Below are 25,070 nucleotides of genomic sequence, written 5' to 3'. Positions count from 1 at the left end.
CGCACCCCGCGGGTCTCCTCCGGGCGCCCGGAGCTGACCGAGGCCGCGATCGTGGTCTCCGGCGGCCGCGGCGTCGGCGAGGCGGCCGGCTTCGGCGTGGTCGAGGAGCTGGCCGACGCGCTGGGCGCGGCCGTCGGTGCCTCGCGCGCCGCCGTCGACGCCGGCTGGTACCCGCACAGCAACCAGGTCGGCCAGACCGGCAAGCAGGTCTCCCCGCAGCTCTACATCGCGGCGGGCATCTCGGGCGCGATCCAGCACCGGGCCGGCATGCAGACCTCGAAGACCATCGTGGCCGTCAACAAGGACCCGGAGGCCCCGATCTTCGAGCTGGTCGACTACGGCGTGGTCGGCGACCTCTTCGCAGTGCTGCCGCAGCTCACCGGCGAGGTCCAGGCCCGCAAGGGCTGACCGCACGGCGTCGGACCGACACGGCGCGAGGGCGCGCCCGGGAACCGTCCCGGGCGCGCCCTCGCGCTTTCGCGCGGGCGGATCCCCCGCTGCCGCGGTCCGTCCCCGCGGGCTCTGCGGGTGCCCGCCGCCGGGCCCGTAGAGTCGGACGCCGGACCGGCGGCGACAGGGCCGGCGGGGACAGAGCGCCACACCGCGACCAAGGGCGAGGGCAGACGCATGACACTCTTGACGGCACTTCAGGGCGACTTCGGCGACTCCGGCGACGCGCTCCGGATCGACGGGCGGGAGCTCTCCCGCGAGCAGCTGCTGGGAGCGGCGACCGCGGTGGCCGACCGGGTGGCCGGCGCCCCCGCGCTGGCGGTGCTCGCCCGGCCCACCGCCGAGACCGTCGTCGCGGTGGTCGGCGGGCTGCTGGCCGGCGTGCCCGTGGTGCCGCTGCCGCCCGACTCCGGGCCCAAGGAGCGCGCGCACATCCTGCGGGACTCGGGCGCCGTCCTGCTCGCGCACGCCGCCGGGGACACGGTGCCGGAGACCGGGGGAGTGTCGGCGCTGCCCGTCGACCCGGCCGAGCGCTCCGCCACCGGTCACGCCGAGCCCGCGCCGGATGCCACCGCGTTCGTGCTCTACACCTCGGGGACCACCGGCGCCCCGAAGGGGGCGATGATCCGGCGCTCCGCCGTCGCGGCCGACCTGGACGCGCTGGCCGAGGCCTGGCGCTGGACCGCCGACGACACACTGGCCCACGGTCTGCCGCTCTTCCACGTGCACGGCCTGGTCCTCGGCGTGCTCGGCGCCCTGCGCGCCGGCAGCCGGCTGGTGCACACCGGGCGGCCCACGCCGGCGGGCTACGCGGCCGCCGGTGCCAGCCTGTACTTCGGCGTGCCCACGGTCTGGTCCCGGCTGGCCGCCGACCCGGAGGCGGCCGGGCAGCTCGCCTCGGCCCGGCTGCTGGTCTCCGGCAGCGCGCCGCTGCCGGTGCCGGTCTTCGAGAAGCTCGCCGCGCTGACCGGGCACGCCCCGATCGAGCGCTACGGCATGACCGAGTCGCTGATCACCCTCTCCACCCGGGCGGACGGCGAGCGCCGCCCCGGCAGTGTCGGGCTGCCCCTGACCGGCGTGCGGACCAGGCTGGTCGGCGAGGAGGGCGAGCCCGTCCCGCACGACGGCGAGAGCGTGGGCGAGCTGCAGGTCGCCGGGCCGACGCTGTTCACCGGATACCTCAACCGGCCGGACGCCAACGGGGAGGCGTGGACGGCGGACGGCTGGTTCCGCACCGGGGACGTCGCCGTGATCGGCGAGGACGGCTTCCACCGGATCGTCGGCCGTGCCTCGGTGGACCTCATCAAGAGCGGCGGCTACCGGATCGGCGCCGGCGAGGTCGAGGCGGCGCTGCGCGACCACCCGGCGGTCGCGGACGCCGCGGTGGTCGGCGCGCCCGACGAGGACCTCGGCCAGGCGGTGGTCGCCTACGTCATCCCGGACGGCACGGTGACGGGGGACCAGCTGACGGCCTTCGTGGCGGAGCGGCTCTCGGTTCACAAGCGGCCGCGGCGGGTGGTGCTGGTGTCCGAACTGCCCAGGAACGCCATGGGAAAGGTGCTCAAGAAGCAGCTGCTGGCGGAGTCGGCACTCGGGTGACGGGAGGTCACCCGGTGACGGTCGTTCATCTCTTCGACCGTCACCCCGGCGGTCCTCCTCACCTTCCGTGAACCCTTCCTTTGGCGCACTCCACTGCGCGCTGTGAGCGGCCGCGTGCCTAACGTGACACGCAGGCAGAACTGAATCCCAGGGTGACGAGCCGCGGCCTCCGGTCGCAGGACCGGAAGCCGCGGCTCGTCACCGGGAACCCCTCTGCCCTCCCCGTTCAGTGTTCAGCCGGGGTTCAGCAGCGTCAGCGGTGCTGGGCAGTGCTGAGCCGCGTTCAGCAAAGGAAGACAGCAGGATGACGACCGTCAACACCGGCGCACCGGGTGCAGCCGACGACCCGACCGGGCAGACCGCCGCCACCACCGACGGGCCGGCGCGTGCCGCCCGGCCCTCCCGGGCGGCACGGGTCCGTCGGGGGATAGGCATGGTGGCGGTGATCGCGGCCGGTGCCGGCGTGATCGGCCTCGGTACCGGGGTCAGCAGCGCGGCCGCCGAGCCGGCGCCGGCCCACGCGGGCTGGGACGGTTCGCGGTACTGGTTCAAGAACAGCCAGGGTCAGTGGCGCTGGACCAGCCACTACGACATCTACCGGGCCCGGACCGGGAGCGGTGCCAAGGCCGCGGCCCCGGCGGCCTCCTCCTCGTCCGGGGGGATCACGCAGGGCTGGGACGGTTCGCGGTACTGGTTCAGGAACAGCCAGGGCCAGTGGCGCTGGACCACCCACTACGACGTCTACCTGGACCGGACGGGTGGCGGCTCCGCCGCCGGTTCGTCCTCCTCCTCGGGCTCGGCCGGGTCGTCCGCCGGCTCCGGCTCGGTGGCCGCCGACGGGGACGTCGAGACGGCGGTGCAGTTCGCTCTCGCCCAGCTCGGCAAGCCGTTCCGGACGGCCGGCAACGGGCCGGACGGGTACGACTGCTCGGGCCTGGTGCAGCAGGCGTTCAAGCGCGGCGGCATCGCGCTGCCGCGGGTGGCCAACGACCAGTACGAGGCGACCACGCCGGTCAGCGCCAGCCAGCTGCGCCGCGGTGACCTGCTCTTCTGGTCGGACGACGGCAGCGCCCGGGGCATCCACCACGTGGCGATCTACCTGGGCAACAACCAGTACGTGGAGGCCGCCCGGCCCGGCACCAACATCCGGATCTCGGGGCTCAGCAGCGGCTACTACCCGACGCAGATGGGCCGCCCCTGAGGAGCGTGCCCGCCGGGTGACGCCCGGCCGGTCGAGCGGCTGTCCGTACGCCGCCCGACCGGCCGGGCGTCCGGGTGTCTCGGCGCTTCCGCGCCTCCGCGCTTCAGGGATTCGGCACTCTGTCGCCGGGTCGGGCCGTCAGGGGTGCCGGGTGGGGTGCCGGGTGGGGCGCGGGGGATGGGGAGCGTGGGGCGGGTGGGGGCGCGAGAGGTGTTCAAGGGGGCGCGCGTAAGGTAGGTGGCCGCCGGTGATCAGGGGCGTGCGGACCGGCGGTCGGGCAGGCGCGCGTACCGTGGTGCGGACCGCCTGGCCTGGGCACATGCCCCTGTCACACGGCGTGGCCGGGTTCGGCCGCCGGGCCCGGTCCGCAGGTATGGGGACCGGCGCGGCGGGGGTACCACCTCGGGTGGCGCTGGTACGGCTGACGGGGGCGCCGCCCGGTGCGAACGGCATCGGGGGAAGTCGAGGGGCAGGGGACGTTGTGATCGTCTGGGTCAATGGCACATTCGGGGCGGGCAAGACGACTGCCTGCCGTGAGTTGGTGGAGCTGCTGCCGGGGAGCACGCTGTTCGATCCCGAGCTCGTCGGGTTCGGGCTGCGCGACCTCCTGCCCGCGGACCGGCTGGCCGCCGTGTCCGACTTCCAGGACCTCCCGGCCTGGCGCCGGCTCGTCCCCGAGACGGCCGCCGCGCTGCTCGGCGAGGTGCCGGGGCCGCTGGTGGTCCCGATGACGCTGCTCCGGGAGGACTACCGCGACGAGATCTTCGGCTCGCTCGCCTCGAACGGCATCACGGTGCACCACCTGGTCCTGGACCCTGAAGAAACGATCCTGCGTGCGCGTATCGCCCAGCGGGACGAGTGCCCCGGCGATCCGGAGCGCAGCGAGCGCGTCCGGCAGTGGTGCCTGGAGCACCTCCCGCGGTACCGGGCCGCCCGCCGCTGGCTCATCGAGGACGCCCGGATGGTCGACAACGGCGAGCTGACACCGCGCGAGACCGCCGCCCGGCTCGCCCAGCTCGTCCGTGACGGCTCGGCCCGCTGCCCGATCGTCCAGACCCCGGACCCGACCGGGGACACGGTGGCCTCCGCCGTGCTGTTCTTCGACGAGCAGGACCGGGTCCTGCTCGTCGACCCGGTCTACAAGCCGGACTGGGAGTTCCCCGGCGGGGTTGTCGAGCGCGGCGAGGCGCCGACCGACGCCGCCCTCCGGGAGACCGCCGAGGAGCTGGGGCTACGGCTCGACCCGGGCACGCTGCGGTTGCTCGCCGTCGACTGGGAGCCGCGCACCGGCCCGCGCCGCGGCGGCCTGCGACTGGTCTACGACGGCGGCCTGCTGGACGCCGCCGCCCGGCAGAACCTGCTGCTCCAGCAGGAGGAGCTGCGCGGCTGGCGCTTCGTCAGCCTGGACGAGGCCGCCGGTCTGCTGCCCCCGGGCCGGTACCGGCGGCTGGCGGCCGCGCTGGACGCCCGCCGCAGCGGCGAGTTGCGCTACCTGGAGGCCGGCCGCCGGGCCGGTCTCGGCCTGGCCAGGGCGGCGGACGCGGCGTAGCGCCCGTCGTGGTGCCCGCGGCCGCGAGCCGGCGGGGCCGCCCCCGGTGCGGTTCGGGTGTGCCGGGCGGGGTGGGGGCGGGAGGATGGGGCCATGCCGTTCACACTGAGCCATCCGGCCGCTGTCCTGCCCCTGCTGCGCGCGGCGGGGGCGCGCGGCCCGCTGGTGGCCTCGGCGCTGGTCGCCGGGTCGATGGCGCCCGATGTGCCGTTCTTCCTGGAGTCGTTGCTGCCCGGCGTCTACGGGCAGGGCGGGACGACCCACCGCTGGTGGGCGGTGCCCACCGTGGACGTGGCGATCGCGGGCGTCCTGGTGGCCGGGTGGCACGGGCTGCTGCGCGCCCCGCTGCTCGCCCTGCTGCCCGAGCGGTGGGCCGGCGCGGCCGAGGCGCTGACGGTCCGGCGGGGCGGCGGCGCGAGTGCAGCCTGGTTCGCCGGCTCGGCGGCGCTGGGCGCGGCCACCCACGTCGGGTGGGACGCCTTCACCCACGAGGGCCGGCTGGGCGTCCGCCTGCTGCCGGTGCTGGACCGGACGGTCGCCGGGCTGCCGCTGTACACCGTGCTGCAGTACGGCAGTTCGGCGCTGGCACTGGCGGCGCTGGCCGGGCACCTGGCGCGGGCGGCCCGCGCGGTGGAGCCGGTCCGGCCCGCCCCGGCGCTCCCCGCGGGGGCCCGGCGGGCCGCCGTGGCGGTGCTCGGCGCGGCCACGGCGGCCGGGGTGGTGCACCGGCTCGTCCCGCTGCGGCGGAACCCGATCCCAGAGTTCTGCTTCGGGGCCGGCGCCGGCCTCGCGGCCGGAGCGGTCGGGTACGCGCTGGTGCACGCGGTCGCGGGGCGGCTGGCGGGCCGGCGGCGGGCGGCCGGGCGGCTGCCGGTGTGACGGCCGCCCGGCGCACCGGGGCGCCGTCGCACCGGCAGGGCGGGGCCGGGGCTCAGACGGAGCGCAGCTCGGCGTACCGGCGCAGGAAGAGCGCCTCGGTCAGCGCCATCCGCTCCAGCTCCCGCGGGTCGACGCTCTCGTTGACCGCGTGGATCTGGGTGGTCGGCTCCTCGACGCCGATCAGCACGATCTCGGCCTGCGGGTAGAGCGACTGCAGGGTGTTGCAGAGCGGGATCGAGCCGCCCTCGCCGGAGGCGACCATCGGCGTGCCGAAGGCCTCGGCCATCGCCGCGCCCATCGCCTCGTAGGCCGGGCCGGAGGTGTCGGCGGCGAACGGCTCACCGGCGCCCTGCCGTTCGATCCGCAGCCGGGCACCGGCCGGTGCCTGCGCCTCCAGGTGGGCGATCAGCGCGTCCTGGGCGGCGGGGGCGTCGCCGCCCGGCGGCACCCGCAGGCTGACCAGCGCCTTGGCGGCGGCCTGGACGGAGGAGGTGGCGCCGATCACCGGCGGGGCGTCGATGCCGTGGACGGTGACGGCCGGGCGGGCCCAGAGCCGGTCCGCGACGGTGCCGGTGCCGGTCAGCGCCACGCCGTCCAGCACCTTGGCGTCGGCGCGGAACTGCTCCTCGGGGTACTGCACCCCGGGCCAGGTCTGGTCGCTGGCCAGGCCGGCCACCGCGACGTCGCCGTGCTCGTCGTGCAGCGAGGCCAGCATCCGGACCAGGCCCTGCAGGGCGTCCGGGGCGGCGCCGCCGAAGGCCCCCGAGTGCAGGTTTCCGGCCAGGGTGGTGAGCGACACCTCGACCATCGTCATACCGCGAAGGGTGGCCGTGACGGTCGGCAGGCCGGCGGTGAAGTTGCCGGTGTCGCCGATGACGATGGCGTCGGCCGCGAGCAGCTCGGGGTGCGCCTGGGCGTACTGCTCCAGGCCGCCGGTGCCCTGCTCCTCCGAACCCTCGACGATGATCTTCAACCCGACCGGGTAGCCGCCGTCAACGCGGCGCAGTGCCCGCAGGGCCGTCAGGTGCATCAGGATGTTGCCCTTGCAGTCGGCCGCGCCGCGCCCGTACCAGCGGCCGTCCCGCTCGGTCAGTTCGAAGGCCGGGCTGAGCCAGGCGTCCTCGTCGAGCGGGGGCTGCACGTCGTAGTGGGAGTAGAGCAACACGGTCGGCGCGCCCTCGGGGCCGGGCAGCTCGGCGTAGACGGCCTGGGTGCCGTCGGGGGTGTCCAGCAGCTGCACCTTCGTCAGGCCCTCGGCGGCGAAGGCGTCCGCGACCCAGCGGGCGGCGCCGCGGCACTCCTCGACCGGGAACTGGCGGGGGTCGGCCACCGAGCGGAACGCGACCAGTTCGGCGAGGTCGGTGCGGGCACGGTCCATCAGGGACCGGACGGCGTCGGCCAGGGGCTGCTGCGGCATCGGGGGCTCCGGTGGTGGTGGTCCGGCCCGGAGGGTGTTCCGGGCGGACGGTGCTGACAGGGGGATATGTCGATCATAGGCGGATCGAACGGGCGGGCCGGAGGGCCGTCCGGGCGTTCGGGGCGGCGCGACGGACGGTGGCTCCGGAGGACGCATAGGATTGCTCGACGTGACTGACTCCGGAAGCTCCGATTCCCGTAGCCCGCTCGACGCCGAGGCGCCCGGACAGCCGTCCGAGCCGCAGCCCGCCCCGCCGCGGGACGGGCCCGATCCGCTGGACGGCGTCTGGGACGTCGTCGTGGTCGGCGCCGGACCGGCCGGGGCCTCGGCCGCGCAGGCCGCCGCCGCCCAGGGCCGCCGCGTCCTGCTGCTCGACAAGGCCGAGCACCCCCGGTACAAGACCTGCGGCGGGGGCATCATCGGCCCCTCCCGGGACAGCCTGCCGCCGGGCTTCCGGCTGCCGCTGCAGGACCGGGTGCACGCCGTCACCTTCGCGTACGGCGGCCGGTTCACCCGGACGCGGCGCTCGAAGCGGATGCTGTTCGGGCTGGTCAACCGGGACGAGTTCGACCTGCGCCTGGTCCAGGCGGCCAAGCAGGCGGGGGCGGTGCTGGTCACCGGAGTGACCGTCACCGGCGTCGAGCAGCGCGGCGGCGAGCACCGCACGGCCGTGGTCACCGCCGCCGACGGGCGCACGTTCGAAGCGCGGGCGGTGGTCGGCGCGGACGGCAGCGCCAGCCGGATCGGGCGGCACGTCGGCGTCTCCTTCGACCAGATCGACCTCGGGCTGGAGGCGGAGATCCCCGTCCCGGCGGAGGTCGTGGCGGACTGGGCCGGCCGGATCCACCTCGACTGGGGTCCGCTGCCGGGCAGTTACGGCTGGGTGTTCCCGAAGACCGAGTCGAACAGCCTGACCGTCGGCGTCATCTCGGCGCGCGGCGACGGCGAGCGGACCAAGCAGTACCTGGCCGACTACATCCGCCGGCTCGGGCTGGCCGGGTTCCCGCCGAGCGTGGAGTCCGGGCACCTGACCCGCTGCCGGGCCGAGGACTCGCCGCTCTCGCGCGGCCGGGTGCTGGTCGCCGGGGACGCGGCCGGTCTGCTGGAGCCGTGGACCCGCGAGGGCATCTCGTACGCGCTGCGCTCGGGCCGGCTGGCCGGGGAGTGGGCGGTCAAGGTGGCCGAGGCGGGCACCGCGGCCGAGGTCCGCCGGGAGGCGCTGAACTACGCGTTCGCGATCAAGGCCGGGCTGGGCGTGGAGATGCGGGCCGGCAAGCTGATGCTGGCCGCCTTCGAGCGCCGTCCGTACCTGTTCCACGCGGCGGTCTGCCTGGTCGCCCCGGCCTGGCGGGCGTTCGCCCGGACCACCCAGGGCCACACCACCTTCGCCCAGGTGCTGCGCCAGTACCGGGCGGCCCGCAAGCTGACCTCGCTCGCCTCGCGGTAGCGGGCGGGGCTCCCGCGGGCCGGCGTCGGCCGGTCCGCGGGAGCCTCTTCGTGCGGTTCGTTCCGAGGGCGGCGCCGGCCCGGGGACCGGCGCCGCCCGGGCTCACTTCAGCCCGGTGTCGAGCGCCGTCATGAGGGCGCCGTTCGGGGTGTCGCCGGTCATCTCCCAGATCATCGCGCCGAGCAGGTTCTTCGACTTCAGGTAAGTCGTCTTCTGGCCGATCGACCAGGCGTCGTCGAAGGTCCACCACTGCCCGCCCGCACCCGTGTACCCGTACGTGGCGATCGACTGGGTGTCGTGGTGGACGGTGAGGTTGGGGAAGGTGGTGATCAGGTTGTTGTACCCGCGGGTGCCGGCCTCCTCGGCGAACTGGCCGGGCGCCGCGCCGGTCGCGCTCTGCCACTCGCCCGCCGCGCCGCCGTCCGCCACGCCCTGCCAGCCGCGTCCGTAGAACGGGAAGCCGATGGTGAGCTTGCGCGGGTTGACCCCGGCGGAGAGGTAGGCCTGGACGGCCGCGTCCACGCTGAAGTGGAACGGGTACGGGTCCTGGCCGTCGGCGTACAGGTTGGCCTGGTGCCCGGCCCGGTTCGGCTCCCAGGAGTTGTCGCTGCCGGCGCCGTGGAAGTCGTAGCCCTGGACGTTGGCGATGTCCAGGTAGGTGAAGATCTTCGAGAGGTCCCAGCCCTGGCCGATCTTGACCGGGTCGGCCGGGGTGAAGGCGGTCAGCAGCTTGTGGGAGCCGCCGAGCGCGTCGAGCTGCTTGCGGAACTCGGCCAGCAGCAGGGTCAGGTTGGCCTTGTCGGCCGTGCTGTAGTGGTTGCCGGCGTGGCCGTCGGCGGAGCCGGGCCACTCCCAGTCGAGGTCGATGCCGTCGAAGATCCCGGCCGCCACGCCGTCACCGCCGGCGCCGTTGTAGAGCGGCAGGTTGCCCTTGATCCAGGTGTCGACGCAGGACTTCACGAACTTCTGCCGGGAGGCCTCGGTGGCGGCCGCGTCCGAGAAGTACTTGGAGTACGTCCAGCCGCCGAGCGAGACGACCACCTTGAGGTTGGGGTACTTGGCCTTGAGCTTCTTCAACTGGTTGAAGTTGCCGCGCAGTTTGCCCCAGCCGTCGTCGGCCACGCCGTCCACGGACTGCGCCGCGCTCATCGGGCGGGCGTAGTCGGCGTCGGCGTCGCCCGCGCCGGTGCCCTGGTCCGGGTCCTGCGGGTCGGCCGTGGTGCCCTTGGTGACGCCGGCCAGGCAGGTGAGGTTGACCGGATCGATGTTCTCGAAGGCGTAGTTGATGACGTCGAGCTTGGCCGCGCTGCCCGAGGTGTCGAGGTTCTTCACGAAGTACTGGCGGCCGTAGATGCCCCACTGGGTGAAGTAGCCGACCCGGGCGTACTTCCCGGCCCCGACCAGGTCGGAGGTGGTGACGGCGAGCGCTGCGGAGGCGGGGGAGGCGTTGTCGGCGCCGTCGCGGGCCTTCACGGTGAAGGTGTAGGCCGTCGACGGGGAGAGGCCGCTGACGGTGGCGGTCAGGGTGCTGCCGGTCACCGTCCTGACCAGCGCGGGGCCCTGGTAGACGTCGTAGGCGGCCACCCGCTGGTTGTCGGTGGCGGCGTTCCAGGCCAGCGTCACGTCGGTGGAGGTCACCGCGGTGGCACGCAGGCCGGTGGGCGCCGTCGGCGGGACGGGGTCGGTGGCCGGGTCGAAGGTGGCGGCCGTGACGGACGCGCTCGACGGGCCGGTGTTGCCCCGGGTGTCCTTGGCGCGCACCGCCAGGGTGTACGAGGTGGCGGGGGTGAGCCCGGTGACCACGGTGTCGGTGGTCGCGGCGGCGGCCAGTACGGTGCTGCCGCTCAGGACCTCGTAGGAGGCGACCGGGAAGTCACCGCCGGTGGCGGCCGGCCACTTCAGTGCCAGGCTGTGCGCGGTCGACTCGGTGACCACCGGGGCGCCAGGGGCGGACGGCAGGACGTCCGAACTCCCGTCGCACTTGTCGCCGTTGATCCGGCAGCCGGTCGGCGTGCCGATCGGGCCGTTGGCCACGAACCAGAAGCTGTACGGCTCGGTGGTGCCGTGCGCCGGGACGCTCGCGTTGTAGAAGGCGTTGGTGGCCGTGACGTGCCGGCCGGTGGTGGTCGCGGTGCCGTTGTAGCTGTTCTGGACGCTCACGCCGGCCGGGAGGTCGAACTCCAGCGTCCAGCCGGAGACGGCGGCGGCGTTGTCGTTGCGGACGATGTAGGTGCCCTTCCACCAGGAGCCGTTGTCGGCGGTGGTGAAGGTGGCGGTCAGTTTTCCGGCCGCGTGCGCCGGGGCGGCCAGCGCGGTGAGCGCGGCCAGTGGCAGGAGCAGGGCGGAGAGCAGCGCCAGCAGTCTGCTGCGCGCTCGCGGGCGTCGGGCCCGGGGTCGAGCGGACATGGTTCTCCCTGTGACTGTGGGGGGTTGAACAGGGCGACGTAGAACCGTACGGGTGGTGCCGCGGCCGTGGTGCGTGGCCGACCGGTGCCCGCGCCGTGGGGAGACGGGGGCATGGGCACTGTAGGAGGACTGGACCAATGCGTCAACAGGTCTGTACCAATTGGGAGTTGGTGCGGGCACGCTAGCCCCGGCGCGGGTGCCCGGTCAGCTCGTCGCCGAGCGGGCTGCGGCCGTAGAGCACCGAACGGCCGTGCCGGGCCCGGGTGACGAGGCCGGTCCGGTGCAGGACCGCCAGGTGCTGGCTGACGGCGCCCGGTGTGACGCCCAGGCGGTAGGCCAGCTCGGTGGTGGAGGCCGGCTCGGCGAGCAGCGCCAGCAGCCGGGCCTTGGGCGCGCCGAGCAGCAGCTCCAGCGCGCGCGGGGTGACCGGGGCGGTCGGCGCGGCCATCCCCGCCCGGCCGCGGGCCGGGTAACTGATCTGCGGCGGACGGTCATTGCTGATCATCGTGATCGCGCCGCGGGCGAAGAAGGTCGGGACCAGCACCAGCCCGCGGCCGTCCACGGTGATCTCGCCGTCCCAGTCCGTCCAGCGGCGGTTGATCGAGAGCAGGCCGTCCGCCCAGTGCAGCCGGTGGTCCAGGTCGGCGAAGAGCGCCGCGGCGCCCTGCTGGGACAGCACCCGCGCCCGGTAGACGAGGTCCGCCTCCAGAACGGCGCGGGCCCGCGGCCACCAGGCGGGGGCCAGGCAGCGCTCCCAGTACTCCTCCAGCGCGTCGGCGATCCGGGCCAGCAGCCGGACCGGATCGCCGAGCCCGGCCGCCAGCGGGGCGGGCAACGGCCGGCCGTGCGGCAGGAAGGTCTGCTCCAGTTCGGCGCGCAGCTGCTCGGGCGGCAGCGCCCGGACCACGGCCAGCTCGGCCCGGAAGTCCGGCGCGGGGACGGACGGGCGGGGCGTCAGGAAGTCGGGGATCCACCGGTTGGCGGCGACCAGGGAGAGCAGCAGCCCGGAGTCCAGCCGTTCGAAGCTCGGGCGCAGCCGCTCGAAGGCGGCGGACTGCAGCGGGTAGACGCCGGGGTGGGTCCACATCCGCAGGCTGAGCGCGGCCTCCTGGATCGGCGAGCAGGCGAACCAGGTGGTGGCGAGATCGGCCAGATCCAGCCTGAACCGGTGCAACTCCGACCCCGTCCCTCCAGCTGCTTTGAGGCAGAGCCTAAATCATTACTGCGGACGCCGGGGACGCGGTGGGATCGGGGCATGAACACCTCACCGGCGTCGTCCGCCGCGCCTTCGCCCGTCGCCGGCCCGGCCGGTCCCCCGGCTCCGCCACCGCCCTCGGCCGCGTCGGATTCCTCGGCCGCGGGTGGTACCTCGGCCGCGGGTGGTACCTCGCAGCCGGGCCCGGTGGGCCGGCCCGCCGGGGGCTCGCGGCTGCTGCACCCCGACCCGATGGTGCGCCGGCTCGCCGGGATCACCCTCGTCAACACCGTCGGCAGCGGGCTCTCGCTCGCCGTCGGCGTGCTCTTCTTCACCCGCGTCCTCGGACTGAGCGCCGCCCAGCTCGGGATCGGGCTCACCGCCGCCGGCCTCTGCGGCGTCGCCGCCAGCGTGCCGGCCGGGCGGGCGGCCGACCGCTGGGGATCGCGGCCGGTGCTGGTGGTCCTGATCACGGTGAACGCGCTGGGCACCGCCGGCTACGCCCTGGTGCACAGCTACCCGGCGTTCCTGGCGCTGGCCTGCGTGGTGAGCGCGGTCGACCGCGGCGCGGCCGCCGTGCGGAACGCGCTCTACGCCGAAGTGCTGCCCGCCGACCGCAGGGTCGCCGGCCGGGCCTATCTGCGGGTGGTCACCAACGTAGGCCTCTGTCTGGGGACGGCGCTCGGCGCCGTCGCACTCCAGGTGGACAGCCGGCCGGCCTATCTGACGGCGATCCTGGCCGACGCCCTCTCGTACCTGGTGGTCGCGGCGCTGTTCCACCGGCTGGCCGTCCCGGCCAGGGTCCGCCCGGCGGCCCGCCCGGTGGCGGGCGACGGACCGGGCGAGCCCGCCGGCCGGCGGCGCAACCCCGCCCTGCGGGACGGGCCGTTCCTGGTGGTGACCGTGCTGAACGCGCTGCTCTGCCTGCAGTTCGCGATGCTGGAGGTGGGTGTGCCGCTCTGGGTGGTCCAGCACACCGAGGCGCCCCGGATCACCGTGGCCGGCACCCTGATCGTCAACACCGTGCTGGTGATAGCCCTGCAGGTGCGGGCCACCCGGGGCACCGAGGACCCGGCGACGGCCGCCCGGGTCTGCGGCCGGGCCGGGCTGATCCTGGCGGCCTCCTGCCTGGTGCTCGCCCTCGCCCACGGGCTGCCCGCGGTGGTCGCCGCCGTGCTGGTGCTCGCCGGGGTGGCGCTCCAGGCGTTCGGCGAGGTGCTGAGCCAGGCCGGCGGCTGGGCGCTCAGCTACGACCTGGCCGGGGAGCGCGACCACGGCGCCTACCAGGGCGTCTACAACGCCGGGTCGGCCGCCTCGCTGATGATCGGCCCCGCCGTCGTCAGCACCGCCGTGGTCGGGTGGGGCCTGTTCGGCTGGGTCGCCCTCGGCGTGCTGCTCGCCGGGGCGGGCCTCGCCATGGGGCCCGCCGTCCGGTGGGCCCGGGGCCGCGAAGGGGCCACCGCGGGGTAGGCCGGGTCGCCCGGCGCTCCGGCCCCCGGGGAGCCGGACGGACAGCGGGTGGCCGGTCGGTCAGCGGGTGGCCGGTCGGTCAGCGCTGCTCCGGGACCAGGGCGAGCGCCTCCACCTCGATCAGCACCTCGGGCAGGAACAGCGCGGCGACCTGCACCGCCGAGCTCGCCGGGAGCGGGGTCGAGCCGAAGTACGCGTCCCGGGCCTCGCGCACGGCGGGCATGAACGCCATGTCGGTGACGAAGTAGGTCAGCTTGACGACGTCGGCGAAGCCGGCCCCGGCGGCGGCCAGGCAGCGGCCCAGGTTCTCGAACACCTGGCGCGCCTGCGCCTTCGGGTCGCCGGCCCCGACCAGGTGCCGCTGTTCGTCGAACGCGACCTGGCCGGAGACGGCCACCAGGCGGCCGGTGCCGGTGACGACCTGGGTGTAGCCGGTGCCGGGGGCGACCCCGGGCGGCTCGGCGATGTGGGTGAGGTGCGGGCGCTGGGAAGTCATGACCCCATCGTGGCCGACGGGTGATCAGATGCACCAGGGCCTTCGCCCGCACCGCTCAGCGGACCACCTCGGGCAGGGCCCGGCCGTACCGCCGGTCCGCCTCCGGGAGGTCGGCGGCCGGTCCGCCGGCCCGCAGCACCACCTCCAGCACCGCCGCCGGGTCGCAGGCGTAACCGCCGCTCGCCCACGCCGGGTTGGCCTCCACCACCGCCCAGCGGCCGGAGTCCAGCGGGCCGACGTCGATCACCACGGCGCTCGGCAGCGCCCCGGCCGAGGCGGCCAGCACGTCCGCGGCGAAGGCCGTCACCTCGGCCCGGTACCGGTCCTCGGGCAGCGGGGCGGTGTCCAGGTCGCCGTCCACCGCGTAGCGCGAGGCGGTGAGCACCTCGCCGTCCAGGACGAACAGCCGGTACTCGCGGCGGAACCGGACCACCTCGCTGGCCAGCACGGGGGTGTCGTCGTCCAGCGCGTCCGGGCCGGGCAGGCCGGAGCCGTCCGGGTAGATCCGGGCGGGGAACAGCTTGTCGCCCGGCGGCTTCAGGAACATCGGGCGGCGCAACAGGCGGCCCGCGGCCAGCGTGGTGAGGGTGACCGACCGGCCGGTCAGCTCCGCCGGCAGGCGGGCCGGCCAGTCGTCCGGCGGCTCCAGCAGCGCCAGGTCGAAGGCGGCGCCGACCGCGTCGCCGAACAGCGGACCGCCGTAGAGGTGCACCGGCGAGCCGATCAGCTCCTCGGGCGCGCGCCAGGCCGTCGCGGTGTGCGCGCGCAGGCCGCGGCGGCCGGCGGCGGTGCGCAGCTGCAGGCCGGTCTCGTTGATCCGGGGTGCGAGCAGGAGGACGGCGTCGGTGGTCATGGCCCGATGCTGCCGTGGCGGACGGCCGCCCGACCACCGGATTTCGGCGCGACGGGGTGACGGGGCTCGCGGCGGGTGGCTCTGGCCGAGCGGCGGGTGGGCGTGTCAGAGTCGACCGGGCGCCGTCCGAGCAGGGCGGCCGCCACGCAATCCGACCCACCCTCAGCCGGAAAGCAGGCCCGCACCGATGACCCGCGAAGTGCCCTTCGTCCGTGTCGCCACCACCGATGCCGTCACCACGCTGACCCTCGACTCGCCGCACAACCGCAACGCGCTCTCCACCCGGCTGATGGCCGAGCTGACCGCCGCCCTGGCCGCCGCCGCGGCCGACCCGGACGTCCGCGCGGTGGTGCTCGGCCACACCGGCAAGGTGTTCTGCGCGGGCGCGGACCTCTCCGAGGCGACCGGTACGGACCCGACGGTGGGCCCGCGCGGCCTGGTGGACCTCCAGCGGGCCATCGTGGACTGCGCGAAGCCGGTGATCGCGGTGATCGACGGACACGTCCGGGCGGGCGGCCTCGGGCTGGTCGGCGCGGCCGACCTCGCCCTGGCCGGCCCGGCCGCCACCTTCGCGTTCACCGAGGTCCGGCTCGGCCTGGCACCCGCCGTCATCTCGCTGCCGCTGCGCCCCAAGCTGGACCCGCGCGCCGCCTCCCGCTACTACCTGACCGGCGAGGTCTTCGACGCCGCCGAGGCCGCCCGGATCGGGCTGATCACCGAGGCGACGGACTCCGCGGAGTCCACCGGAACCGCGCTGAAGGGCCTGCTGGACGCCCTGCGGCTCGGGTCGCCGCAGGGCCTCGCGCAGTCCAAGCGGCTGGCCAACGCCGAGGTGGTGCGCTCCTTCGAACGGGACGCGGACGAGCTGGTCCAGCTCTCGGCGCGGCTGTTCGGCTCGGACGAGGCGCAGCAGGGCATGCGGGCGTTCCTGGAGAAGCGGCCCGCGCCCTGGGCGCGCTGAACCCCGGCCGGGGTCAGCTCCAGCGGACGACCGCCGTCTCCCGCCAGAGGTCCAGCAGCGCCCGGTCCCCGGTCAGCTCGACCCGCTCGGCGGGCAGCCGGTTCCAGAGCAGCAGGTAGAGGTCGCGGGCCGGGCCGCTGACCGTGAGGTCGGCCGGGCCCGCGGCCCCGGCCGCCCGGCGGGTGACGGTGAGCGGCTCCCGGCTGATGGTGAGCAGCCAGGAGCCGGGCCCGTCGGTCGGTATGCCGCCGGGTGCGGGGTCGGTGGGCCCGGCGCTCGGCGTGACATCGCCGGGTGCGGGGTCGGTGGGCCGGATCAGGACGGTGCGCGGCTGTTCGCTGCGCACCCGGGCGCGGCCGCGGGACATGAAGCCCGCCAGCAACTCGTCGATCCCGTCCAGGGCCAGGCCGGTGGCGACCCGGGGGCCGTCCGCCCCGGCGGCCGCGTCCGCGTCGAAGCGGTGCACCGCGGTCTCGTGCGCCTGACGGCGGGCCCAGAACGCCAGCGGGGTCGGCGCGGGCAGGAAGCTCCAGCACTCCAGGTCGGCCGGGGCCGCCGCGAGCGCCGCCACCAGGGCGGCGTGGCCGGTCCGGAACCAGTCGACCAGCGCCGCGTCCGAGGGCTCCGGTCCCCAGGCGGCGCGCTCGCCCTCGGCGTCCAGCGGCTCCCGGTGGCCGTCCCGCACGAGGGCGGTGGCCCAGCGGTGGACCTGGCCGGTGTGCAGGACGAGGTCGCGCAACTGCCAGTCGGGGCAGGTGGGGACGGGGGCGGCGAGGTCGGTGCGGGCGGCCGCGTCGGCCAGCAGGACGCCCTCGCGGCGCAGCGCGTCGATGTGCTCGATGATCTCCATGGTCGACGAGTGTCGCACCGCTCGCGGATTTCGGACACGGTACGGGCGCCCCTCCGGGACGGGTGTGATGTTGGCCGCCTCCTCGGTGACGGCGCCGGGGCGACCGGTAGCGTGGCGGCATGTCGATCACCAGTTCCCTGTTCTCCGCCGCCCGGGCGGGCAGCCGACGCGTCGCGGGCCGCCTCGTCCACCGGGGCTGGACGTGGGTTCAGCGGGCCGGTGCGGTGTCCAGCGAGAGCCCCGGTCCGTACCGGTTCGGCGAACTGGGCGCGGGGACGAAGCTGACCTTCCCGCTCGGGGCGATCTTCAACGAGCGGTGGATCACGATCGGCCCGTTCTCGATCATCGGCGAGCGCGTCACCATCAGCGCGGGCTTCCTGCCCGGCCTCGACCTCGGGCCGGACCCGATCGTGCGGATCGGCGGCGGCTGCGTGATAGGCCGTGACAGCCACATCGTCGGCCACCAGTCGATCGTGCTCGGCGACGACGTCTGGACCGGCCCGGGCGTCTACATATCCGACCAGGCCCACGAGTACCGCGCGACCGATCTGCCGATCGGCAAGCAGTGGCCGCGCAACGAACCGGTCGAGATCGGCGGCGGCAGCTGGATCGGGACCGGCGCCGTGATCCTCCCCGGCGCCCGGCTCGGCCGCAACGTGGTGGTCGCGGCCGGCTCGGTGGTGCGCGGTGAGATCCCCGACCACAGCGTGGTGGCCGGAGCCCCCGCGAAGATCGTCCGGCGCTGGACCGCCGAGGAGGGCTGGCAGCCGCCGTTCCGAACCGACCCGCCCAACCCCTTGCCGGACGGCATCACCGCCGACCAGCTGCGCGCGCTCGCCGGGTGGGACCTGCGGCTCCCCGGCGAGACGGGGGTGTGAGGCACGGCGGTCGGCGGGGCCGAAGGCGGGCGGCGTCGGCGGGAACGGCGGGCTGGGGGTCGAGGGCTGAGGGCTGGGGCGTCGGCGTCAGGCGGGCCCGGCCGGTCAGGCCGGCTCCTGGGCGCGCTCGGCGTCCCGGGCGGCGATGGCGGCGGTGATCCGGAGCAGGTCGGCGGGCCGGGTCGGGTCGAGGCCGGTGAGGACGGCCACCCGGCGCAGCCGGTAGTCGACGGTGTTCGGGTGCAGGTGCAGGGTGCGGGCCGTGTGGCGGCGGTTGAGGCCGCCGGCCAGGTGGGTGCGGAGCGTGGCGAGCAGTTCGCCGCCGTCCTCCAGGGGCGCGAGCAGTGAGGCGAGCCGGGATCTCGCCTGGCTCGGCCGGCTGAGCTGGTACTCCAGCAGGACGTCGTCCAGGCGGTGCAGCCCGGGCGGGCGGGCGAAGGCCCGCGCCACCTCCAGCACTTCGGTGGCGAGCACGGCCGCCGCCGCCACCCCGGCGGGTGCGGCGACGGCCGCCCCGGCCCGGACCGGGACCCCGGCGGCCCGGGCGGTGCCGGCCACGGTGTCCGCGAGGCGCTGCCACATGTCGGCCGGGACGGCGTCCGGCCGGCACTCCAGCGGGATCAGCACCGGACCCCCCGAGGAGGAGAGCGCGGTGAGCGCCGACTGCCGGGTGCGGTGGTCGAGTTCGGTGCGCAGCCGGCGCAGCTTGCGGTGGCCGGCCACGGTCCGGTCGACGCCGGGCGCCCGCTCGTCGGGGTGGTCGGCGACGGCGAGGCAGAGCACGGCGTAGGAGGGCGGCAGCCGGAGCCCGGCCCTGGTGGCGGTCTCCTCGGCGGGGGCGCCGTCGAGCAGCGCGGTGAGCAGGGCGAGGCGGGCGGCCCGCTGCTCGTCGGCGAGGGTGCGGCGTTCCTCGACGTACCCGGCGCCGGCGGCGGAGGTGGCCTGGCGGAGCTGGTCGAGCAGCAGCCGGTTGAGCACCAGCAGGTCGGCGGCGTCGTCGTCGTGGGCGTCCCTGGTCACCAGCTCCCAGCAGACCTCCATCCCGAGGTGGTGGGCGAGCAGGACGGCGTCCAGCGGCAGGCCTTCCTCCGCCCGCCGGGCGGCGGCCTCGCGGACGGAGGTGAACTCCTCGTCGTCGGCGGGGTTCCCGGTGCGGACGGCCTGGGCGAGGGCGCGGATCCGGCGTTCGGTGACCTGGCTGAGTTCGCCCGCCACCTGCTCGTGCGGCAGGCGGCGGTAGGTCGGTACCCGGGCGAGCAGGGTGGCGATGACGGCCTCGACCAACTCGGGTACGGCGCCGAGCAGCCGCTGGTCGGCGGGCACTCCGCCGATCAGCGGGATCCGCCAACCGGGGGCGCAAGCGGGTGAATTGTGACCGGTCACAGAAAACACCGTCCAGGTCTGGGGGACACCCAAGGGCCGGGCCGGAGGGGCGACCGCATGATGGAGGCACTCGGGTTACCTGTTGGTAACAAACTTCCGTTGTGGAGGCAACAGTTGAGAACCCCACTTCTCCGCTCCGCCGCCGGACCGGTACGCCGCAGACTCCTCGGAGCACTCGGCTCGGCCCTGCTGGCCGGTGCGCTGCTCGCCGGCGCCCCCGCCACCGCCGCACACGCCGCACCGGACGCGACCCCCACCGCGTCCGGCGTGGCGGCCCAACTGCCCCCCGACGGCGACTCGGTGGCCTCGCCGCCGGGCGCCAACGACTGGGCCTGCAAGCCGACGGCGGCCCACCCCGATCCGGTGGTCCTGGTGCACGGCACCTTCGCCAACCGCTACGAGAACTGGCTGGTGCTCTCGCCCCTGCTGAAGAGCCAGGGTTACTGCGTCTTCGCCCTGGACTACGGCATGGTCCCCGGCATCACCTCCTCCGGCAGCGGCCTGGTGCTGCCGATCGGCGGGCTCGGTCCGGCCGCCGAGTCGGCCGCGCAACTCGGCCGCTTCGTCGACCTGGTGCGCGGCGCGACCGGCGCGGCGAAGGTCGACCTCGTCGGCCACTCGCAGGGCGGGATGCTTCCGAACTACTACGTGAAGTTCCTCGGGGGTGCGTCGAAGGTCGACAAGTTGATCGGCCTGGCGCCGTCCAACCACGGGACGACGCTCGACGGCATCGCCAACCTCGCCCCGTACCTCCCCCGGGTGGCCGAGCTGATCTACACGGCCTGCCCGGCCTGCAAGGACCAGGTGGTGGACTCCGCCTTCAACCGGAAGATGGCGACGGTGGCGGACACCGTGCCCGGCGTCCGCTACACGGTGATCTCGACCGTGTACGACGAGGTCGTCACGCCGTACCGGACGCAGTTCCTCAGCGGCCCGAACGTGAACAACGTCGTCCTGCAGGACCGTTGCCCGCTCTCACTCGCCGAGCATGTGGCCATCGCCTTCTCGCCGACCGCGTTGCACCTGGTCACCAACGCGCTCGACCCGGCCCACGCGTCCCCGGTGTACTGCGGCTGACGCGCCGTCCGGCCGCCGGGTGCGGCGGGCCGCCCGCACAGGAAGTCGGACCCGCCGGCTTCCTGTGCGGTGGTGTGTCCTGGGCGGGTGTGCCGTGCGGTGTCAGGCGGGCGGCGAGCGGAAGGTGACGGCGGCGGTCACGCCGTCGGGCCGGAGCTCGTACGGGCCGGGCCCGGCCGGCAGGGCGGCGTCGTAGCGCTCGAGCACGGTGTCGCCGACGGTGGCGCGGCCGGCCAGGCAGACCAGCAGGACGGTGCCACCGGCCGGGACGTCCACGGTGCGCGGCCCGGTGGTCAGCGCGAGGTCGGCGCTGGTGCGCCCGCGACGGGTCATCACGTTGAAGTCCACCACCGGGCCGCCGAGCAGTCTGCAGCCGGTGTCGGCCTCGCCGGAGAAGGCGAACGGGCGGAACGGGGTGTCGACGAGGTGCTCGGCACCGTCGACGGTCAGGGCCATACCGGGGCCCTCGACCAGGGTGATCACCCGGTCGACGCCGGGGAACGCGGAGAACGGCCCGGCGGAGGCGACGTCGGCGAGGCTGACCCGCCAGTCGAAGGCGTCCAGCCCGGCCCCGGCGGGGAACCCGGCGACCTCCCTGGTCACCCCGCCCCCGTTCAGCCACGCCGTCGCCGGGCGCTCGTCCGCCCGCAGTACCTGGATCCGCCCGGTCGTCGTCATGGCCGCATCCTGTCACGGGGCGGGACGCGGGAGTGCGCCCGGAGGGTCCAGGGCTGCCGGGGGCGCTCGCCGGGGGGAGTACGGGAGACCGCCGGTCCGCGGACCGGCGTGCGGGGGGCCGCCGCCGAGGAGATCGGCCGGCCGTGGGTCGCCCCGATGGGACCGTGGGTGGGTGGCGTGGTCGGTGGCCCCGACCGGGGGGTGCGCTCGCGGGGGTGTGCCGCCGGTCCCGGCGTGGAGCCGGTGGGCACCCCGGCCCGCCGGTCGGGAGCCCCGACCGGCGGGCCGGGGTGCAGGCCGTCGTGCGGTGGCCGGCGGCGGGTGCGACGCGTGGTGGGGCGTCCTCACCGCCCGCCGTACCCGGCGACGGGCTCCGTCAGTGGGTGCGGCGGGCGGTGAGGGGGAGCAGGGCGGCGAGGACGGCGGCGAGCGCGACCGAGGTGAGGGCGAGCGGGAGTCCGACGGCGTCGGCGAGGAAGCCGATCACCGGCGGGCCGATCAGCATGCCGCCGTAGCCCAGGGTGGAGGCGAGCGCGACGCCCTGCGGGCCGCCGGTGGCGCCGGCCTGGGCGATGGCGAGCGGGAAGATGTTGGCCAGGCCGAGGCCGACCAGCACGAACCCGGACAGCGCGAGCGGTACCGAGGGCGCGAGTGCGGCCAGCAGCATGCCGGCCGCGGCGGTCAGGCCGCCGAGGACGATCACCCGGTTCTGGCCCAGCCTGATGGAGAGCCAGGTGCCGCCGACCCGGCCGCTGGTCATCGCGAAGGCGTAGGCGGCGTACCCGGCGGCGGCCGTGCCGGCACTGGCGTGGACGTCGTCGGTGAGGTGCAGGGTGGTCCAGTCCGCGATGGCGCCCTCGCCGTAGGCGCAGCAGAGCGCGGTGAGGCCGAGCAGCAGGACGAGCAACCGGGTGTGCGGCACCCGGGCCGGCTCCTTGGGGGCGGCCGGAGCGGCCGGGGCGGCCGGAGCGGTGGGGGAGTCGGGGGAGGCGGGGGAGTCGGCCGCCCGGCCGGGGGCGACGAGCGGCGCGGCCGGGCCGCGGAGCAGGACGACGCCCGCGCCCGCGGTGACGGCCAGGCCCAGCAGGCCGCTCAGGGCGAGCGCCCACGTGGTGGTGAGGGTGCCGGCGAGCAGTCCGCCGACGCCCGCGCCGAGCAGGCCGCCGAGGCTGTACCCGGCGTGGAAGCTCGGCATCACCGGGCGGCGCAGCTGGGCCACCAGGTCGACGGCGGCGCTGTTCATCGCGACGTTGGCGCCGCCGTATCCCGCCCCGAAGAGCAGCAGGACGCCGCCGAGCGCCGCGACCGAGTGGGCGTGGGCGGGTAGCGGGACGGCGAGGCTGAGCAGCGCCAGCGAACCGACGGTGACCGGTCGCGAGCCGTACCGGAGGCAGAGCCGGCCGACCAGGGGCATGGTGGCGACGGCGCCGGCCGAGACGCAGAGCAGGGCGAGCCCGAGCGCGCTGTGGGAGGCGCTGACCTGGCTGCGGATGTCCGGGATGCGGACCACCCAGGCGGCGAAGAGGAAGCCGTCGACGGCGAAGAAAGCGGTGAGTGCGAGCCGTGCCGCGCCCCAGGGGGTGCCGGAAGCGGCCGGAGTGCTGCGAGACTGGAGGGACGGCCGGTCGACCCGGTCATGGACGTGGATTTTGTTTCGGAGCGGCACAAAGTAACAATAGGGCCGTGCAGCTCACTCCATCAAGTCCGAAGCCCGGCTCTGGGGCCGACCACGACGCCCAGCGTGACGCCCACCGCCGCTCGGCCCCCGATCGCGGTCGCACGCTGCTCGGCCCGGCGCTCTCGCTCATCCACACCGGCCAGACCCCCACCCGCTCGGCGCTCACCCGTGCGCTGGACGTCACCCGGGCCACCGCCGGAGCGGTCACCGCGGAGCTGGAGGCGCTAGGCCTGATCACCGTCGACTCCCGGCCGGCCGGCGGCGGTCGCGGCCGCCCGTCGCACCGGCTGGCCATCGACCCGGCCGGTCCGGTGGTGATCGCCGGCCAGATCCACGCCGACGGGCTGAGCGTCACCCTCGCCGGACTCGGCGGACTGCTCGATCCGCCCGTGCACCGGCCGCTGCCCGCCGCCACCGACCCGGTCCGGATGCTGCGCGCCGTGGCCGAGGCCGGCGCCGAACTGGCCCGCCACAGCAGCCGCCGCTGCCTCGGTGCCGCGCTCGCGCTGCCCAACCCGGTCACCGAGCCGGACGGCACCGCGCTCGCCGCCCTGCACTTCGCCTGGCCCAGCGGCACGCCCGTCGCCGACCTGTACGACGTCGAGGTCGGCCGCGCCGACAACGGCCCGCTCGCGCTGGACCCGCTGCCCACCGCGATCGCCAACGACGCCAACCTCGGCGCCCTCGCCGAGTACCGGCACGGCGCCGGCCGGGGCGCCCGCCATCTGCTGCTGGTCACCTCCGGCCACCGGGGCGTCGGTGGCGCGCTGGTGATCGACGGCCGCCTGCACACCGGGAGCGCCGGGCTGGCGCTGGAGGTCGGCCACCTCACCGTCGACCCGCAGGGCCGCCCCTGCCAGTGCGGCAACCGCGGCTGCCTCAACGCCGAGACCGACCCGGACGCGCTGTTCGCCGCCGCCGGGCTCACCCCCGACCCGGACCGCCCGCTGCTCGACCAGGCCGGCGAGCTCTGCCGGGCCGCCGGGACGGACGAGCGGGCCCGGGCGGCCGTCGAGCACGTCATCGACCGGCTCGGCCTCGGACTGGCCGGCGTCGCCAACATCCTCAACCCGGACCGGGTGGTGCTCAGCGGTCTGCACCTCGATCTGCTGGAGGCCGCGCCGGAGCGGCTGCGGGCGGTGGTCGCCGAGCGCAGCCTCTGGGGGCGCAGCGGCCGGGTGCCGATCGTGGGCGCCGAGCTGGCGCACGGCGCACTGGCGGGCGCGGCCGAGCTGGCGTGGCGGCCCTACCTCGCCGACCCGCAGTCGGTGCAGGCGGGGGCGTAGCGCGGCGGGCGGCGGCGGAGCGCGACGAGGCCCGGTGGCCGTGGATAAGCGGAAGCTGGGGCTACGAAAACCGTCACTTATCGTGACTCTCGTACACTCGTAGTGAGCAACCGGGGGGTTCGAGCGAGGAGAGTGACGATGGGTGCGCAGCTGAGTGCCGAACGGACCGAGGATGTGGACCGCTCCGACGCGGCGTACCGCGGCTGGCTCAAGGAGGCGGTGCGCAAGGTCCACGCCGACGCCAACCGCTCGGCCGACACCCACCTGCTCCGGTTCCCGCTCCCCCTCGACTGGGGCATCGACCTCTACCTCAAGGACGAATCCACCCACCCCACCGGCTCGTTGAAGCACCGGCTGGCCCGCTCGCTGTTCCTGTACGGGCTCTGCAACGGCTGGATCCGGCCCGGCAAGCCGGTGATCGAGGCGTCCAGCGGCTCCACGGCCGTCTCCGAGGCCTACTTCGCCCAGCTCATCGGCGTGCCGTTCATCGCGGTGATGGCCAAGTCCACCAGCCAGTCCAAGATCGACCTGATCGAGTTCCACGGCGGCGAGTGCCACCTGGTCGAGCGCTCCGACGAGGTGTACGCGGCCTCCGCCCGGCTCGCCGAGGAGACCGGCGGCCACTACATGGACCAGTTCACCTATGCGGAGCGGGCCACCGACTGGCGGGGCAACAACAACATCGCCGAGTCGATGTTCGCCCAGCTGCGCCTGGAGCCGCACCCGGAGCCGGCCTGGATCGTCGCGACCGCCGGGACGGGCGGGACCTCGGCGACCATCGCCCGGTACGTGCACTACATGCAGTACGACACCCGGATCTGCGTCGCCGATCCGGAGAACTCCTGTTTCTTCGAGGGCTGGGTCGGCCACGATCCGGACGCGGTCTGCGAGAGCGGCTCGCGGATCGAGGGGATCGGCCGGCCGCGGATGGAGCCGAGCTTCGTGCCCGGCGCGATCGACCGGATGATGAAGGTCCCGGACGCCGCCTCGATCGCGGCCGTGCGGGTGCTGGAGCGGGTGCTCGGCAAGAAGGCCGGCGCCTCCACCGGGACGGGGCTGTGGAGCGCGCTGAAGATCGTCGCCGAGCTGCGGGCGGCCGGGGTGCGGGGCAGTGTGGTCACCCTGATCTGCGACCCGGGCGACCGCTACCTCGACAAGTACTACTCGGACGACTGGCTGGCCGGGGAGCGGATCGACATCGCGCCCCATCGGGCCCGGCTGGAATCCTTCCTGGCCGGCGGGGCCTGGACCGGCTGACCCGCGGCGGGCGTCACCCCCGCCCCCGGCATTGCCGCGGGCGGGGGTGGCACTGCTCCT

Annotated in this window: 21 protein-coding genes; 12 read left to right on the top strand and 9 right to left on the bottom strand. The window is 75.3% G+C overall.

What is annotated here, in order from left to right:
- The 5 genes from ABZ495_RS20690 to ABZ495_RS20670 all read left to right on the top strand — a co-directional run.
- A partial coding sequence (locus ABZ495_RS20690; protein WP_359837302.1) for an electron transfer flavoprotein subunit alpha/FixB family protein occupies positions 1–408 on the top strand: 408 nt, incomplete at its 5' end.
- 219 nt (positions 409–627) lie between these two features.
- Positions 628–2,049: an acyl-CoA synthetase gene (locus ABZ495_RS20685; RefSeq protein WP_359808447.1), complete on the top strand. Its 1,422-nt coding sequence runs from the start codon at positions 628–630 to the stop codon at positions 2,047–2,049.
- 304 nt (positions 2,050–2,353) lie between these two features.
- On the top strand, positions 2,354–3,250 hold the full coding sequence (locus tag ABZ495_RS20680) for a C40 family peptidase (protein WP_359808445.1): 897 nt from the start codon (positions 2,354–2,356) through the stop codon (positions 3,248–3,250).
- Positions 3,251–3,731: 481 nt separating this feature from the next.
- Complete coding sequence (locus ABZ495_RS20675) at positions 3,732–4,799, top strand: NUDIX domain-containing protein (RefSeq protein ID WP_329490790.1); 1,068 nt, start codon at positions 3,732–3,734, stop codon at positions 4,797–4,799.
- Between the two features lie 93 nt (positions 4,800–4,892).
- On the top strand, positions 4,893–5,678 hold the full coding sequence (locus ABZ495_RS20670) for a DUF4184 family protein (RefSeq protein WP_359808441.1): 786 nt from the start codon (positions 4,893–4,895) through the stop codon (positions 5,676–5,678).
- A 52-nt stretch (positions 5,679–5,730) separates the two neighbouring features.
- Here ABZ495_RS20670 and ABZ495_RS20665 read toward each other — a convergent pair whose 3' ends face one another.
- Positions 5,731–7,095: a dipeptidase gene (locus ABZ495_RS20665; RefSeq protein ID WP_359837299.1), complete on the bottom strand. Its 1,365-nt coding sequence runs from the start codon at positions 7,093–7,095 to the stop codon at positions 5,731–5,733.
- Positions 7,096–7,369: 274 nt separating this feature from the next.
- On the opposite strand from ABZ495_RS20665, the gene ABZ495_RS20660 reads away from it, so the two are divergent.
- The gene (locus tag ABZ495_RS20660; RefSeq protein ID WP_329492354.1) at positions 7,370–8,542 is read left to right on the top strand and encodes a geranylgeranyl reductase family protein; all 1,173 of its coding nucleotides are present in this window, start codon (positions 7,370–7,372) and stop codon (positions 8,540–8,542) included.
- A gap of 102 nt (positions 8,543–8,644) precedes the next feature.
- Here the strand turns inward: ABZ495_RS20660 and ABZ495_RS20655 are convergent, their stop codons facing one another.
- Both ABZ495_RS20655 and ABZ495_RS20650 read right to left on the bottom strand, forming a co-directional pair.
- Entirely contained in the window at positions 8,645–10,948 is a 2,304-nt protein-coding gene (locus tag ABZ495_RS20655; protein WP_359837297.1) for a glycosyl hydrolase family 18 protein, read from the bottom strand.
- Positions 10,949–11,129: 181 nt separating this feature from the next.
- Positions 11,130–12,122 carry an ArsR family transcriptional regulator gene (locus tag ABZ495_RS20650; protein ID WP_359837295.1) on the bottom strand — a complete coding sequence of 331 codons (993 nt, stop codon included), beginning with the start codon at positions 12,120–12,122 and terminating at the stop codon, positions 11,130–11,132.
- A gap of 228 nt (positions 12,123–12,350) precedes the next feature.
- On the opposite strand from ABZ495_RS20650, the gene ABZ495_RS20645 reads away from it, so the two are divergent.
- On the top strand, positions 12,351–13,613 hold the full coding sequence (locus ABZ495_RS20645; protein ID WP_359837293.1) for an MFS transporter: 1,263 nt from the start codon (positions 12,351–12,353) through the stop codon (positions 13,611–13,613).
- Between the two features lie 79 nt (positions 13,614–13,692).
- On the opposite strand, the gene ABZ495_RS20640 is transcribed toward ABZ495_RS20645, so the two are convergent.
- Together ABZ495_RS20640 and ABZ495_RS20635 are read right to left on the bottom strand one after the other, a co-directional pair.
- The gene (locus ABZ495_RS20640) at positions 13,693–14,109 is read right to left on the bottom strand and encodes a RidA family protein (protein WP_329490796.1); all 417 of its coding nucleotides are present in this window, start codon (positions 14,107–14,109) and stop codon (positions 13,693–13,695) included.
- Positions 14,110–14,164: 55 nt separating this feature from the next.
- Positions 14,165–14,962 carry an ATP-grasp domain-containing protein gene (locus ABZ495_RS20635; RefSeq protein WP_359837291.1) on the bottom strand — a complete coding sequence of 266 codons (798 nt, stop codon included), beginning with the start codon at positions 14,960–14,962 and terminating at the stop codon, positions 14,165–14,167.
- A gap of 187 nt (positions 14,963–15,149) precedes the next feature.
- Between ABZ495_RS20635 and ABZ495_RS20630 the strand changes: the two genes are divergently transcribed.
- Positions 15,150–15,923, top strand: coding sequence for an enoyl-CoA hydratase family protein (locus ABZ495_RS20630; RefSeq protein ID WP_329490798.1), 774 nt, complete (start codon positions 15,150–15,152; stop codon positions 15,921–15,923).
- Positions 15,924–15,936: 13 nt separating this feature from the next.
- On the opposite strand, the gene ABZ495_RS20625 is transcribed toward ABZ495_RS20630, so the two are convergent.
- Entirely contained in the window at positions 15,937–16,773 is an 837-nt protein-coding gene (locus tag ABZ495_RS20625) for a maleylpyruvate isomerase N-terminal domain-containing protein (protein WP_359837289.1), read from the bottom strand.
- 119 nt (positions 16,774–16,892) lie between these two features.
- Here ABZ495_RS20625 and ABZ495_RS20620 point away from each other — a divergent pair, with 119 nt between their 5' ends.
- Positions 16,893–17,651 (top strand): DapH/DapD/GlmU-related protein, encoded by a 759-nt coding sequence (locus tag ABZ495_RS20620; RefSeq protein ID WP_329490800.1) that lies wholly within the window; start codon positions 16,893–16,895, stop codon positions 17,649–17,651.
- A gap of 105 nt (positions 17,652–17,756) precedes the next feature.
- Here ABZ495_RS20620 and ABZ495_RS20615 read toward each other — a convergent pair whose 3' ends face one another.
- Positions 17,757–18,974 carry a helix-turn-helix domain-containing protein gene (locus tag ABZ495_RS20615; RefSeq protein ID WP_359837287.1) on the bottom strand — a complete coding sequence of 406 codons (1,218 nt, stop codon included), beginning with the start codon at positions 18,972–18,974 and terminating at the stop codon, positions 17,757–17,759.
- A 174-nt stretch (positions 18,975–19,148) separates the two neighbouring features.
- On the opposite strand from ABZ495_RS20615, the gene ABZ495_RS20610 reads away from it, so the two are divergent.
- Positions 19,149–20,111 carry an alpha/beta fold hydrolase gene (locus ABZ495_RS20610; protein ID WP_359808426.1) on the top strand — a complete coding sequence of 321 codons (963 nt, stop codon included), beginning with the start codon at positions 19,149–19,151 and terminating at the stop codon, positions 20,109–20,111.
- Positions 20,112–20,213: 102 nt separating this feature from the next.
- On the opposite strand, the gene ABZ495_RS20605 is transcribed toward ABZ495_RS20610, so the two are convergent.
- Together ABZ495_RS20605 and ABZ495_RS20600 are read right to left on the bottom strand one after the other, a co-directional pair.
- Positions 20,214–20,789: a HutD family protein gene (locus tag ABZ495_RS20605; protein WP_359837283.1), complete on the bottom strand. Its 576-nt coding sequence runs from the start codon at positions 20,787–20,789 to the stop codon at positions 20,214–20,216.
- Between the two features lie 376 nt (positions 20,790–21,165).
- The gene (locus ABZ495_RS20600) at positions 21,166–22,455 is read right to left on the bottom strand and encodes an MFS transporter (protein WP_359837281.1); all 1,290 of its coding nucleotides are present in this window, start codon (positions 22,453–22,455) and stop codon (positions 21,166–21,168) included.
- 116 nt (positions 22,456–22,571) lie between these two features.
- Between ABZ495_RS20600 and ABZ495_RS20595 the strand changes: the two genes are divergently transcribed.
- Together ABZ495_RS20595 and ABZ495_RS20590 are read left to right on the top strand one after the other, a co-directional pair.
- The gene (locus ABZ495_RS20595) at positions 22,572–23,753 is read left to right on the top strand and encodes an ROK family protein (protein ID WP_359837305.1); all 1,182 of its coding nucleotides are present in this window, start codon (positions 22,572–22,574) and stop codon (positions 23,751–23,753) included.
- Positions 23,754–23,891: 138 nt separating this feature from the next.
- On the top strand, positions 23,892–25,010 hold the full coding sequence (locus ABZ495_RS20590; protein ID WP_359837279.1) for a PLP-dependent cysteine synthase family protein: 1,119 nt from the start codon (positions 23,892–23,894) through the stop codon (positions 25,008–25,010).
- The last annotated feature ends 60 nt before the right edge of the window (positions 25,011–25,070 follow it).

Source organism: Kitasatospora sp. NPDC005748, assembly GCF_040630735.1.
Classification (GTDB): domain Bacteria; phylum Actinomycetota; class Actinomycetes; order Streptomycetales; family Streptomycetaceae; genus Kitasatospora.
The sequence above is the reverse complement of the archived record's forward strand: the minus strand, read 5'-3'. Positions and strand labels throughout refer to the sequence as shown.